General features: G+C 30.8%; 14 protein-coding genes. 13 read left to right on the forward strand and 1 reads right to left on the reverse strand.

Annotation, left to right across the window (positions count from 1 at the left end; all coding sequences use genetic code 11):
- Positions 1-16 precede the first annotated feature (16 nt).
- Together MNY66_RS00470 and MNY66_RS00475 are read left to right on the forward strand one after the other, a co-directional pair.
- Entirely contained in the window at positions 17-505 is a 489-nt protein-coding gene (locus MNY66_RS00470) for a cold-shock protein (protein WP_047257419.1), read from the forward strand.
- A 331-nt stretch (positions 506-836) separates the two neighbouring features.
- Positions 837-1376, forward strand: a complete 540-nt coding sequence (locus tag MNY66_RS00475) for a DUF2058 domain-containing protein (RefSeq protein ID WP_047257420.1) — start codon at positions 837-839, stop codon at positions 1374-1376.
- 24 nt (positions 1377-1400) lie between these two features.
- On the opposite strand, the gene MNY66_RS00480 is transcribed toward MNY66_RS00475, so the two are convergent.
- Positions 1401-2099 carry an RluA family pseudouridine synthase gene (locus tag MNY66_RS00480; RefSeq protein WP_047257421.1) on the reverse strand — a complete coding sequence of 233 codons (699 nt, stop codon included), beginning with the start codon at positions 2097-2099 and terminating at the stop codon, positions 1401-1403.
- 1540 nt (positions 2100-3639) lie between these two features.
- Here MNY66_RS00480 and MNY66_RS00485 point away from each other — a divergent pair.
- From MNY66_RS00485 to MNY66_RS00535, 11 genes are all read left to right on the forward strand, one after another.
- Entirely contained in the window at positions 3640-3906 is a 267-nt protein-coding gene (locus tag MNY66_RS00485) for a helix-turn-helix domain-containing protein (protein ID WP_047257422.1), read from the forward strand.
- 66 nt (positions 3907-3972) lie between these two features.
- Positions 3973-4539, forward strand: coding sequence for a fimbrial protein (locus MNY66_RS00490; RefSeq protein ID WP_052956435.1), 567 nt, complete (start codon positions 3973-3975; stop codon positions 4537-4539).
- Positions 4540-4626: 87 nt separating this feature from the next.
- Positions 4627-5310, forward strand: a complete 684-nt coding sequence (locus MNY66_RS00495; protein ID WP_241501224.1) for a fimbrial biogenesis chaperone — start codon at positions 4627-4629, stop codon at positions 5308-5310.
- A 21-nt stretch (positions 5311-5331) separates the two neighbouring features.
- Positions 5332-7809: a fimbria/pilus outer membrane usher protein gene (locus MNY66_RS00500; protein ID WP_241501225.1), complete on the forward strand. Its 2478-nt coding sequence runs from the start codon at positions 5332-5334 to the stop codon at positions 7807-7809.
- Positions 7810-7823: 14 nt separating this feature from the next.
- Entirely contained in the window at positions 7824-8357 is a 534-nt protein-coding gene (locus MNY66_RS00505) for a fimbrial protein (protein ID WP_047256542.1), read from the forward strand.
- Positions 8350-8865, forward strand: coding sequence for a fimbrial protein (locus tag MNY66_RS00510; RefSeq protein ID WP_047256541.1), 516 nt, complete (start codon positions 8350-8352; stop codon positions 8863-8865). The genes MNY66_RS00505 and MNY66_RS00510 overlap by 8 nt, the downstream gene beginning before the upstream one ends.
- The gene (locus tag MNY66_RS00515) at positions 8858-9508 is read left to right on the forward strand and encodes a fimbrial biogenesis chaperone (RefSeq protein ID WP_047256540.1); all 651 of its coding nucleotides are present in this window, start codon (positions 8858-8860) and stop codon (positions 9506-9508) included. Before MNY66_RS00510 ends, MNY66_RS00515 begins: the two co-directional genes overlap by 8 nt.
- A gap of 89 nt (positions 9509-9597) precedes the next feature.
- Entirely contained in the window at positions 9598-10671 is a 1074-nt protein-coding gene (locus tag MNY66_RS00520) for a type 1 fimbrial protein (protein ID WP_241501226.1), read from the forward strand.
- A 948-nt stretch (positions 10672-11619) separates the two neighbouring features.
- Positions 11620-11814 carry a helix-turn-helix domain-containing protein gene (locus tag MNY66_RS00525; protein WP_241501227.1) on the forward strand — a complete coding sequence of 65 codons (195 nt, stop codon included), beginning with the start codon at positions 11620-11622 and terminating at the stop codon, positions 11812-11814.
- Positions 11815-12026: 212 nt separating this feature from the next.
- Positions 12027-12662 carry a common pilus major fimbrillin subunit EcpA gene (ecpA, locus tag MNY66_RS00530; protein WP_047255977.1) on the forward strand — a complete coding sequence of 212 codons (636 nt, stop codon included), beginning with the start codon at positions 12027-12029 and terminating at the stop codon, positions 12660-12662.
- A 94-nt stretch (positions 12663-12756) separates the two neighbouring features.
- Positions 12757-13440 (forward strand): EcpB family pilus assembly chaperone, encoded by a 684-nt coding sequence (locus MNY66_RS00535; RefSeq protein ID WP_047255978.1) that lies wholly within the window; start codon positions 12757-12759, stop codon positions 13438-13440.
- The last annotated feature ends 9 nt before the right edge of the window (positions 13441-13449 follow it).

Below are 13449 nucleotides of genomic sequence, written 5' to 3' on the forward strand. Positions count from 1 at the left end.
ATAACAATAGGCGGTAATGGCGATGAATGGAACAATCACAACGTGGTTTGACGATAAAGGTTTTGGATTTATCAAAGATGAAAACGGTGATAACCGTTATTTTCATGTGATTAAGGTCGCCAATCCAGATCTAATAAAGAAAGATGCTGCGGTGACTTTTGAACCGACGACGAATACTAAAGGGTTATCAGCTTATGCGGTAAAAGTGATACCGGAAAGTAAATATATCTATATTGCGGGCGAGCGCCTTAAAATTACTTCGATTAAATCATTTTTGGTTTACAGTGAAGAAGTCCCTGCTGATACTCACATTGATAAAGAAAATACGGTGTTATCTATTGGGCTATTAATGAACAGTATTCGACCGAAATCAGAGACTAAACCTGATGCAATGCGTACACTGAAAAAACTGGCGATCACCACCTTCCAAGGAACGACGTTAACTTTCACCGAAGATGAGATTGATGTGGATGCCATGATGAAGCAACTGCAAAATCTGAAGTAATTTAGATTCGCTGGGTATTATTTATCAGTTGTATATTGGTATAACTTACCAACATGGATACGCGTTTGTATGGTTCTATGCTAGATTCTGGTGGTTATTATCTGCGCTGCGATAAAATACAGGGGGGATAAACCATGGTAAATAGATTCACTGCTAGCGATGTACATTATCGTTGAGCTTGGTATCCCAATGTTGAGATCGGAGCATATGATTGTCCACTAATATATCTCTTCAAACTCAAGCGACAGCGTGTTCAGGCTCTATCACTGGGTACAAGCTTACAAATTACCAGTATCATCCTAAAAATTATTCAATGGGTTTAAAGACGAAGATGACAAAACTCACCTTACAAGAGCAAATGTTGAAAGCTGGATTAGTGTCTAGCAAAAAAATGGCTAAGGTTCAAAGAACAGCTAAAAAATCTCGCGTTCAAGCACGTAATGCCAGAGAAGCGGTAGAAGCTAACAAAAAAGAACAACTTGAACGTGATAAGCAGCTAAATGAACAACAAAAACAAGCAGTTTTATCGAAAGAGTCTAAAGCACAGGTGAAACAGCTGATTGAAATGAATAGAATCGAAATTGCCAAAGGTGATATCGGTTTTAATTTCACGGATGATAATTTAATCAAAAAAGTTACGGTGGATAAGATAACCCAAGCTCAGTTGATTAGCGGTCGCCTTGCTATCGCTCGTTTGGTCATCGATAACAGTGATGTAAATGAATACGCGATTATTCCTGCAAGTGTCGCTGATAAAATAGCTCAGCGAGATGCGAACAGCATCGTATTAAATAATGCGCTGAGTCAGGAAGAGCAAGATGAAGATGATCCATACGCAGATTTTAAAGTGCCAGATGATTTGATGTGGTAATTGGCATTTTAACCATGTTAGCCCTTAGAATGGGCTAGCATTACGGGCGTTGATCCATTCTTTATTAATGGGATGTACAAAGTGTAATTCACTGGCGTGCAGCATAAGGCGCGGTGTTTTTTCAGTCCCTGCTAGTAAACGACCTCCATACAGATCACATCCTAGAATAGGATGACCTACATGTTGGCAGTGGATACGGAGCTGATGTGTACGCCCGGTTTCAGGGGTTAGCTGTACTCGTGTTAATGGCACTAATTTGCCACTCTGCGATTCATGATAAAAGCGCTCAATGACTTGATAGCCAGAACGAGCTGGTTTGCCGTTGATTGAGCAAATTGACATGAGTGGGAATAGTGCTGGGTCTTTACCAATCGGTGCGTTTATTATCCCTTCATCATCCTCTAGATGCCCGCACAGTAGCGCATGGTATACTTTAGTGACCGTGCGCTGACTAAATTGTTGGCAGAGAGCTGCATTTATCGCTTTATTGCGAGCAATCACCATTAATCCGGATGTTCCAAAATCTAACCGGTGTACAAGAGTGCAACCGGGGAAGAGTTGAACCAGTCGATAATGTACCGAATCCATATTTTGCGGATTTTTTCCAGATAGGCTGAGTAGACCCGAAGGTTTATTGATGAGTACTAAATAATCATCCTGATACAAAATTTCAATATTGTCATGGCAGGGTGGGGCAATAAAAGTATCGATAATCTTAGACATCAGGCTATCCGTATCAGAAGTAGACATCGATGATACTCAATTTTACGCCGGCTGGCGAATCTGATGATTAATTGAATTACGGTAGGATTAATAAATATCTTCGAATTATTTTTAATCTTTTAAAAGAAGGATATCTGTGAGTGATAAGTATTCTATTTAATGATTAAAACTATCAAGCAGATCCTTGATCGATGATTACTCTATTCTCTATTCCATACGCCTTAATATTGCTCGCTCTATGCTTATTATTCTGACTATTGTGAGTAACTAAAATAGACTACCGCTTTAGAGAGTTTCCTTAATTTTCTTTTTTATTCATTTCGGGATAATCTATCGTTGCAGTTATGTAGTTGGTGATCATGTAATAACTGACAATATAATCAATTATTGCGTGATGAGACTAATCAAAATTCTGGTTCCACTATTTTTTATATTTTTGAAAATGTTTCATAGGATCTGTTATTCTAATTTTTGCCTCAACGACTCATACTTTGTTTTATCTGATCATAGCGTAAATATTGATGGTATTTTAAACGGGTGAAGTAACCCCCTGAGCAGATTGGAATATTACTCCGGAAAAATATGCCGAATAGTATACTATCCGCAATGTTTATAGTGGCGAATGCTGAATACGTGGCAAAGAGTTGCCTAGGAGTCTTATATTTAGAGCGGGTAAATTTCAAGATATTATTTTAAATTTTAATACGTTATATTTTTTGTTCATATATCTCAAAATCATCTTAAAATCTTATATTAAAGTTATATAATGATTCGTAAGTTCCCCAAGGGAATATAAAAATGAAGAATTAATTAATAATGATAGTCATGTATTTTATACTAACATTATTTTTAAAATAATAAGATATATCATCTAAAGTAAAATATAAGTAAATCACTTTTAATTAAATACTATAAAATAGCAATACTGAAATATAACGATAAATTTTAATAATAACCCCATGTGAAAATGTAAAGTTTTTGATGAAAATCAAATGCATCTCAATCCCTTTTCCAAAAATTAGCTTATATACGTTGAATTCATATCAAAAAAGTTCATCAATAAAGAAACATTTAAAAAATAATGTAGTACAAATTTTAGATAGCCATAGGTCCGGGTCGTCATATTTAGATGATCCCATAGGGATTGTCGTAATATAGCATATGTAACAAGGCATAATATATATTAACAGGGTTTATGGAGACATTATTAAGCAGTAATAAAGATATGTATAGAAATACAATATGAATTGTTACATAACAAAAAACATATTTAAATTCAAAATCAAACTGTTAGGAATAATCTTAATATCAGAACTAACACATGACAAAATGTAACTTTTTATAATTTATTGTATTGACAATAACTGATTATTAGAAAAGATTTCTTTGATATATATAATCCTCCCATAATAATCACTCCTAAAAAGAGTAATTATCAGAATTACGATTGTTGTATATAATAAATAATTTACTTATATTGCATCGAGCGATTAATGATAATGAATTTAATTAAAAAATTCTCTATTTAAGGTTACTGGACATGATTTATGAAGATAATCAATTAAGTGAATTAGCCGGTATTTTCTTTAAGAATTTACGAAAAAAAAATCGCATATCCGAGAAAGAATTAGCGGCATTGTTGAAAGTTAGTCAGCAACAGGTATCTAGATATGAGAATGGAAAAACCCAATTAACAATAGTAAAAATAAACCAATACTTAACTGTGTTTGGACTTAGCTGGGGTGATTTTCTCGAAGGGTTAAATAAAGAAAAAGATGTAATTTATTCAAATACAAATTTACATTAAAAAATAAAATATAATATTTAAAATATTTTGTTTCAAATGTATAAATATAACCAACAATAGGAAAAAATGAATATGAACAAAAAATTAATTGCTCTAAGCATTGCGATCTCATCTATTTGTGGTTCTGCATTTGCAGAAGATGAGGTTGTCACTCCACCCCTAGCTGCGCAAACAGTTAATGGTGGTAAAATTACATTTAATGGTGAAGTGACATCAGGTGCATGTGCGATTTCAGGTACTGATACTGATAAAATTGTATCCTTGGATACCGTTCGTGCAGCAAGTTTCACTGCAGCAGACCAACTTGGAAATGCAAAAAAATCTTTTGATATTAGTCTGGTTGATTGTGATACATCTATTCGCAAATCAGTGCAGATTACATTCAATGGACAAACAGTAAATGGAAAGCCTAATCTATTAGAAAACACTGCAGGTGCGGGCTCAGCGCAAAATGTTGCTTTACAATTATTTGGACCAAATGGTAGTCCATTAGATGTTGGCCAATTAAGTTCTGAGGTTAACTTAATTGACAGCACAACTATCCCATTATCTGTAGATTATAAATCAACAGCTGCCTCAGTTACTGCAGGTAAAGTTCAATCTGTTGCAAACTTCCAGTTAACTTATAATTAATATATTTAATAATTAACGTATTAAGTAAAATGATTGGTCTTAAATCTAACTTAATGACCAATCATTTATTTTCGGATGGATAACATTATGTTTAGATATCTTTTATTATCTTTTGCTTCTATTTTATACTGCGCTCAATCATTTGCAGGAGGAGTTTCTCTTGGTGCAACTAGATTAATTTATCCTACAGATAAAGATCAACTAACATTAAAAATATATAACACAGATGAGACAGGAAATTACCTTGTCCAATCATGGATATCTGATGAAAAAAATAATAAAATATCGGATTTTATTATTACCCCTCCATTATTTGTAATAAAATCAAATACTGACAATATATTAAAAGTTGTTTATACCGGAGATAAAGATAATCTCCCAAAAGAAAAAGAAAAACTATATTACTTTAACTCAAAAGTTATTCCATCACTAAGTGAAGATGAACAAAAAATAGATAATGTACTGCTTATATCAACAACAACGAAAATAAAACTATTTATTCGGCCTGATTCAATAAAAGAGAATCCATTAACATCATATAAAAAAATAAAATGTAGCTATGAAAAAGGGCAATTAAAAATTGACAATCCTACACCTTTTTATATGAATTTAGTTTCAATTAAATCTAATGGAAATGAAATATCAAAACTAGAAACAATAGCACCTAGAGAGTTTGTTTATCTGACCTCTAATATAAATAATAAAAATATAACATTTAGTGTTATAAATGATTACGGCGTACAAATTAAAGATATTCAATGTAATTTTTAGTTTTATCTTTGGGAGTTTTTTATGCGAATAGCAAATGGTCTATTTTTAGCCAGTTTATGTTTAAATATACAAATTTCATATTCGCAAGATTATTTCAACCCTATGTTTTTAGGTAAAGATGTTGCATCGATTGATGACTTAGCCTACATAACTTCGGGAAATGTTTTATCGCCAGGGAATTATTACTTAGCTCTTTACGTTGGTGAATCTTTAATTAAAAATATTAATATTAACTTTCAAAATTCTAATGAAGAAGAAAAAGTTGAAGCCTGCTTTACAAAAGAAATCATTGATTTAATTCCTTTTAATGAAACGGCAAAAAAAGAATTTAATTTCACTCATTCAAAGCCTAATGAATGTATAGATATAAAAAAATATATTAAGAATTTTAGTTATGACGTGGAATTATCAAAGTTAATTATTAATTTATCTATTCCTCAAATATACTTAGATTCAGTTAATTCAACGTTAGCTAAAGAAAAAGACTGGGATGATGGCATTCCTTTTTTTTTGATGAATTATAACTTTAATGGCTCATATTCTAAAAATAAAAATACGGACGACTATTCATCTTATTATTTAAGTTTAAACAATAAATTTAACTTAAATGCCTGGAGATTAAACTCTAATATTTATTTTAATGAAAATAAAATAGGCTCCGTCTCAAATAAAGATGTAGCTATAAATAATATTTATTTGTCAAGAAATATCAATGCAATAAAAAGTAATTTAGTGATAGGTCAAAACACCTTAGGCTCCAGTTTATTTGACTCAAACCCTTATATTGGTGTGACATTAGCGACATCAACAGAAATGTTACCTGATAGTGATAGAGGCTATAGTCCTTCAATTAAAGGAATAGCTGATTCAAAATCTAAGCTTACAATAAAACAAAATAATAATATTATTTATCAAACTTATATTAATCCGGGGCCTTATGATATTAATAATTTAAATTCAGTAGGTACTAGTGGTGATTATGAAGTAGAATTAACAACATCCGATGGTATAGTAAAAAAGTATATTGTACCTTATGCTTCATTACCTAATTTACTTAGAACAGGTAAATTCAATTATTCAATAACAGCAGGTAAATTGGATCTAAATGTAGCCAAAAATAAAAATTTTATTCAAAGTACAATTGCTATTGGTGTACCATTATTAGAATCAACTATTTTTACTGGTACACAACTTTCAGCTGACTATAAATCAGCCGCTTTAGGTATTGGTAAAGATTTAGGTTTATTGGGTGCTTTATCTGTGGATGCTACTCATGCTAAAGCTGAAATTAATAATAAAATACAATCTGGTGAATCTTATAGAATACTTTATTCTAAATCATTTAGCGATATAGGAACTAATGTCCAATTAACAGGGTATCGCTATTCAACATCAGATTACTATTCATTAAGTGAAGCTAGTTATAGAAATAATCTTATAAATAATGATTCAAATTATTTGTATCAAGGTCGTAGAAAAGATAGTTTCCAGATAAATCTTTCACAAAATTTAAATGATTATGGGCAAGTTTATATTTGGGGTAATCTAAATTCTTATTGGGGACAAAAAGAAAAATCTAAAAACATTCAAATTGGTTGGAATAAAACAATTAAACAATTAAATAACGTTATTGTTTCCGCTAGTTATAATAAAAATAATAGTCGAGGTATTAATGATGATGCGCTATATCTATCTTTAAGCTTACCAATATCTAATGGAATGAATAATAATTTAATGTATTTATCTAATAGTACTAGCTATAATAACTCTAGTTATAACAATTTAACAAGTCTATCAGGTAATTTATTAGATAATAAATTAGACTATAATGTCTATCAAGTAGTCAATAAAAATGAAAATAACACCAATATAAATTTAAATTATAAAGCTAATTTTATAAACTTAAATGCAGGAACTAATTACACATCAAACTCAAAACAAATTAACTACGGTGCAAGTGGTGGCATTCTATTTCACCAAGATGGTATTGTTTTTGCTAGAGAGGCTTATGATACAGCGATATTAGTTGAAGCTAAAGGTGCTACCGGTGCAAAAATAAATAAATCAGGAGGAGATATTATTATTAATAATAGTGGATATGCATTAATACCTTATGCGACGCCTTATCATTATAATGATGTTGAACTTGATCCCTCAACATTTGGAAATAACTATGATATTGAAAATAAAGTTTTAAAAATATCACCAACTCGAGGTGCTATTAGTAAAGTTATTTTTGATGTTAAAAAAGGATATAATTTTTTAGTAACAGTGAGACATAAAGATGAACTTATTAAATTTGGTTCATTAGTTAATAACAATGATGATAAAACTATATCTATCGCAAATGATGATGGCTCTGTTTATTTAACGGGCGTTAAAAATAAATCAAATTATAGTGTAAGTTGGGGGGATGGAATTACCTGTAATTTCTCAATTAACTATGATGAAAATGAAGCGTTAAATACCGTTAATAAAAGAGATGTTAATTGTTTATAAAATTTGGAATAATGATGAAAGTAACAAATAACTATATATTTTTAATTATTATTTTTTTTTGTATATCGGTAAATGCTGCAGATGTTCAAGTTCAAATTAATGGTGCGATTTTAGATCAAAGTTGCAATATCAAAAGTACGGATCTAACTAAGAATGTTGTCTTTGATGATTTAAATCCGAGCAATTTTCCTTCTTTAGGCTCAGTGAGTAATGTACAGGAAGTTAATATTGAATTGGAAAATTGCACAGGAAATATAGATAAAATGTATTATATATTTTCTGGTGATGAGGATTCATCGGATCCTAGCTTACTTAAAATTATAGGACAAGCAGGTTCTTCATCTGAAGATTTAGCAAGTGGTATTGCAATACAAATACTTGACACAAATAAGAAGGCTATAGCATTAAATAAAAATCAAAGTTTAAATCAAATAATAACAGATAAAATATATAGTTTTAAATTTTATTTACGCTATAAATCAACTAATTCAACAGTTACGCCAGGAGATGCATCATCATTACTTTATTTGGACTTCTACTATGAATAAAATTTTTTTGCTCTATATACTTTCATTATTATCATTTAACTTGTACGCTGATCAAGCGAAGATTAATATAACAGCAAAAGTACTGACGACGACTTGTTCTATTTCAAGCGGCTCTACTGATTTTATTGTGAATATGAAAAACTCTAATCTACGAGGGCAACCAGTAGGTGTTCCTTTTGGTAAAGCACCATTTTCTATTACTCTTGATAACTGTCCTGAAAGTATTAATCTTGCTCATATTACATTTAGAGGTGAATCAGACCCTGTTATGTCTAATCTGTTAAAAATCTCAGATGATGAAGATGCGAGTGCTACAGGAATTGCAATTGCTTTATATGATGATAAAGAAAATATTATTGATATTTCAAAAAATAATACAGATTTTATTATAAAACATGATATAGATAATTATATTTTTAATTTTTCAGCGGCATATATAAAAACAAGTGAAATGACATCTTCTGGTAAGGTTGTTGCTGTTGCCTATTTTGATATTAATTATGAATAAATATTTATTTTATTTACTTATATTGTTTTTTCTACCTGTATGTTCATTTGCAGGTCCATCGGTTATCGGTACTCGATTTTTTTTCTCTCCAGAAACTAGAGGTATAAATGTTAAAGTAATTAATGATGATGAGAGTGATTATCTTATTAAAACATCTGTAAATAATAATGATTTTATTATATCTCCTCCTTTATTTATATTACCTAAAAATACAAGTAATATTATCACGATCATTCCTGGTGACTCTCTTAAACAAAACAAAGATGAAATATATAAGTTGGTTATTACAGCAATACCAAAGTCAGAGAAGAACAGTATAAATAATATCGTATCTTTAGCTACAAGATCTCATTTTAATATTATTTATCAACACAAAAAACATGATAACGATGATTTCAATAAAATCATCCTGACTAAGAACTCCAATGGGAAATATCAATTAGAAAATAACTCTGATAATGTTTTTTATATTGAGCTATCAACTAATGAAGATTTTAAATCCAATAAAAGAAAATTATTATCCACCAATGACAATTTAGAAGTTAAAGAATGTAAATCTAATGAAAAGTGTCACGTATGGATTAAAGTTTTAGCTGGTAATGATGCTATTATAAAAAAAATATATTTATCTTCTGATAGATAAATATATTTTTAGTAAATGAAATCACATTAATACGTATCCTAACTTTAACACTAAAAGATCAAACCTGATTTCTGCTGAAGAGGCTATTTATGAAGTTGATTATAAAATATTGTATTCTTTTGATTACTCTTTTTTCCGATATTTCTACGGCATGGTCTATTCCCAATACGGAAGTAGTACATCGTTGGGGGAGTTCGGTCATAAAAGTTACCGGCCCTGCAGATGGTACTATGAACCAATATCGCAAAGTTTTTGCTGTAAATGGTGGTGGCGCACTTCGTGCATGTAATAATCGTTCTCTTAATTATAGTTTATCAAAAGTTTTATATGAACCAATAGCTATACCGGCAGGTGAGTTGATTTTTACTGGGGGGGGAGGAGAGCTTTTCGAAACTGGTGTTAAAGGATTAATTATGTTGATGCAGATGGGGGCTGCTTCAGGGATAACAGCGACTGGCATGAATGCCACACCGTTACCTTCAAAGTCATTAGTTGTATGGTCAGGATGGCAACCTAATTCAAGTCGACTTAATGGATTTACATGGTTACCTACCATCACCATGGTTAAAGGCAAAGATAGAATAGAACCAGGTACCGTTATACCACGTCAATCTTTATATACATTAACTTGTTTTGACCCGAATGGTGTAGCTAGAGAAATAAACACAATAGTATTGGAGGAAATTACGGTTGAATCAACGGTAACAACCTGTGCTCCTGACGCTAATATCAGAACTATTAATATGGAGGGGGTTCCAATCGCAAACATTGAAAATGCAAGCTCTTCAACTTTAATAGCGACGAAACAACAAACATTTGGCCTTAAATGTGACCCAAATATTCAATTAAAGTATTCAATCGTTGATTTAAATGATCCTACAAATAGGACAACAACATCCACGTTAACTGATGATTCGACGGCAAGTGGAGTTGGCTACACAATTACCGCAGCTAATGGTACAAGATTACCATTTGGCCCTGATGGCTCCGCCCAAGGTATTCCTGATCAAACTAAATATTCTATAGGTGTCGCAGGAAACGCAGAAGGCAAAAATAATCCAATGTCACTTACATTAGGCTTTAGTTATGTGCGCAAACCCGAAGAAATAATAAAAACAGGGGCAGCTAAATCATTAATTGGTATAACTTATTCATACCAATGAGCTATGTCGTGGCCAATAAAATTTGGCCACGGTTTTAGAGTTATTCCCGTATCATTCTTCTGATTTGGTTGTTCGTGCTTTAAAAATTTTCGTCAAAGAAAGCAATTACTTTATCTCTTGATAATCACTGGTGTGTGAAGTTGACAAGCAGTGATTTTTTGTTGCAAAGAAAAAGTAACAACGCTGGCTTTGATGCATTTGGTCGCCTCTATTCAAACGAATTATTGCGCATACTTTTGAACGTCAAAACAAGCATATTTTTTGTCAACTATTAGTATTGCTCAGACTGTTTAATATCGCTTTTAGTGCACTTATTAGTTGAATTCAAGATGTGTAGATTAATAGAAGATTTTTATTAATAGCGATAGGAATTAAATTTATTTTTATGATTAATCTAGATGTTTTCTATAATTGTAAGGTGAATGGTAATAATTTAATTGTGTTATTACGACTTTCTTATGTTTATATCAACACAGACCAAGAATTATTTTTAATATCAATAGCGAATGTTCTTAAAAGATAACTTTATAATATATTTTATTTGTTAATCTCAGTACTCATAATAAGGGTGTGGGTTGTTTTTTATAAAATATAGTCGATCGTAAATTGTAATAAAGTGTAATATTAAATGTATTTAATTTTATTTTAGAAATAGTTTGTTCATATTTATAAGATTATCCTAAGTTTTAATTAAATTATTTTAAATGCTTGTTTCTTTTATTTGTTTAATATATTTATCAAGCAGTTAATTATATATCGTTAAACGCGGTTACTCTTTTGGTGGGTTTTTTTGTTGAGCATAACGATCAATAGCCTTTGTTTAATAGCTTTAATCTATCAAATTAACTAAATTCGATCGATATAAACGTTTTTACTCTTATTTCAATATATCTATTATGAATACCAATTAAACGAACAACTAATTATTTTTATATTGGAGTGCAAATAATGAAATCTAATATAATTAGTAGTCGAGTAGGTGCTTTTTTACGAATAGCTCGTAAAGAAAAGAAAATGACAGGAAAACAATTAGCATTATTAATGAATATTAGCCAGCAACAAATCTCACGGTATGAAATAGGAATAACTTCAATTACATTGGATCAATTAGAAAAACTATTAATAGTTCTAGATAAGAAATAGAGTGATGTAATAAAATTTATTGAAGAAAGTATTATTTCAAAAGAAAAATAAATAATCACTTCTCACAATCTAATTTCCATTAAATAATTTAATGGAAATTAACAAATAATAGTTTGATTGTTTGTTGATTATGTTTTGTAAAAAACACATTTAAAGTGTTTTTTACATTATGTAATTAATTTTTAGTCATAGATATTAATAGAGAGAATAATATGTTAAATAAAAAAATGATTTCTGTTGTCTTGTCAACAATTATAGCGGCCTCTTTTGCTACAGTTGCTAATGCAGAAACGCGTACTGCTCAAGCAACAGCTACATGGCAAGCAACAGCAATTAAAGATACTACAAGTATGCTAGTTGTCACGCCATTAAAAAGCTTAACCTTTAATTATGCTGAAGGTCAAAAGAATTTTAACCAACAAAATGGTGCTTTTGATATTGCTATTCAAGGTCAATCAGGCGCAACTGATTTTAAATTAGCATCAAAAATTATTTCTAATACATTAGCAAGAACAACAGACGATTCTAAATTAACAGTTGGTGTTAAATGGAATGGTGAAGATTTAAATAAAAATACAGATACCGTATTAATTGATACATCAGCAGGCTTAACTTCTGGTTTAGATAATTTAGCGGCTGATGGTATCTATAATGGTACTGAGCGTGCAACTGATCGCGGCGAATTTACTTTTGTAATTGCAAGTGCAGAATTAGCTGGTTCACCAACAGATTTTAAAGCATTGCCTGATGGTGTATGGGATGGTGATGTTAAAGTTCAGTTCACTGCAACTTGGGACGGTGATTTTACCCCTGCTACTCCTGAAACTCCTGAAACTCCAGCAGCATAATTAATTATCCCTCTATTAGATAATTGAATATTACGATAAAGATACTATAGGGAAATAATATCTTTATCGTTATTTTATTTAGAGACTGATTACTATGAAAAAAATAATTTCAGCATTAATACTATTATCAATATTACCCATAAAAAGTAGTTTGGCTGTAAATGTTGGAAATATTACTGAGATAATATCTTCAGATAGAGATACATTAGCAAAAGAAATTGAAAATACTGTAAATACAGCAAGATTAGTTAATTTAACTATTGAGAAAATAGATTCACCTCTAGAGAATGGAAAGATTATCTCTGTTAATGATCCCAACGAAATATTATCTACACCGGCCAATTTAATTCTTCCTGGTAATGCAAAGGATGTATTTAAAATTATTTATCAAGGTCCAAAGGATGATAAAGAACGGTATTATCGTTTAAATTGGAGAGATGATCCTATTGGTGAAAATGGGGTTACACAAAGTGCGAAGTCAGCATCAGCAACAACTTCAGCAACAATTAGTACCATCCTTGTTGTAGCTCCAAGAATTGAAAAATTTAATTATAAATATATTAATTCTCAAGTGTCTAATGTTGGAAACAGTTCATTTCGTGTTGTAGCATCAGGTCCATGCTTACCTGAAAAAAAAGAATACGGTGTTGACGGTATTTGCCGTGAGCGTTATTACCTTATGCCTCATTTAGCCGTTAAATTACAATTTGTCGATATTACAAATAAAAAATCTAGCGTAGGTATTTGGCATAAAGGAGAGTTCATTATTGTCAAATAATTAAGAATG

The sequence above is a fragment of the Moellerella wisconsensis genome (assembly GCF_022592395.1).
Classification (GTDB): Bacteria; Pseudomonadota; Gammaproteobacteria; order Enterobacterales; family Enterobacteriaceae; genus Moellerella; species Moellerella wisconsensis.

What these genes read in the sequence shown, in the direction of transcription:
- MNY66_RS00470 (WP_047257419.1), top strand. Translation starts at nt 17, where the DNA reads ATGGCGATGAATGGAACAATCACAACGTGGTTTGACGATAAAGGTTTT.
- MNY66_RS00475 (WP_047257420.1), top strand. Translation starts at nt 837, where the DNA reads ATGACAAAACTCACCTTACAAGAGCAAATGTTGAAAGCTGGATTAGTG.
- MNY66_RS00480 (WP_047257421.1), bottom strand. Translation starts at nt 2,099, where the DNA reads ATGTCTAAGATTATCGATACTTTTATTGCCCCACCCTGCCATGACAAT.
- MNY66_RS00485 (WP_047257422.1), top strand. Translation starts at nt 3,640, where the DNA reads ATGATTTATGAAGATAATCAATTAAGTGAATTAGCCGGTATTTTCTTT.
- MNY66_RS00490 (WP_052956435.1), top strand. Translation starts at nt 3,973, where the DNA reads ATGAATATGAACAAAAAATTAATTGCTCTAAGCATTGCGATCTCATCT.
- MNY66_RS00495 (WP_241501224.1), top strand. Translation starts at nt 4,627, where the DNA reads ATGTTTAGATATCTTTTATTATCTTTTGCTTCTATTTTATACTGCGCT.
- MNY66_RS00500 (WP_241501225.1), top strand. Translation starts at nt 5,332, where the DNA reads ATGCGAATAGCAAATGGTCTATTTTTAGCCAGTTTATGTTTAAATATA.
- MNY66_RS00505 (WP_047256542.1), top strand. Translation starts at nt 7,824, where the DNA reads ATGAAAGTAACAAATAACTATATATTTTTAATTATTATTTTTTTTTGT.
- MNY66_RS00510 (WP_047256541.1), top strand. Translation starts at nt 8,350, where the DNA reads ATGAATAAAATTTTTTTGCTCTATATACTTTCATTATTATCATTTAAC.
- MNY66_RS00515 (WP_047256540.1), top strand. Translation starts at nt 8,858, where the DNA reads ATGAATAAATATTTATTTTATTTACTTATATTGTTTTTTCTACCTGTA.
- MNY66_RS00520 (WP_241501226.1), top strand. Translation starts at nt 9,598, where the DNA reads ATGAAGTTGATTATAAAATATTGTATTCTTTTGATTACTCTTTTTTCC.
- MNY66_RS00525 (WP_241501227.1), top strand. Translation starts at nt 11,620, where the DNA reads ATGAAATCTAATATAATTAGTAGTCGAGTAGGTGCTTTTTTACGAATA.
- ecpA (WP_047255977.1), top strand. Translation starts at nt 12,027, where the DNA reads ATGTTAAATAAAAAAATGATTTCTGTTGTCTTGTCAACAATTATAGCG.
- MNY66_RS00535 (WP_047255978.1), top strand. Translation starts at nt 12,757, where the DNA reads ATGAAAAAAATAATTTCAGCATTAATACTATTATCAATATTACCCATA.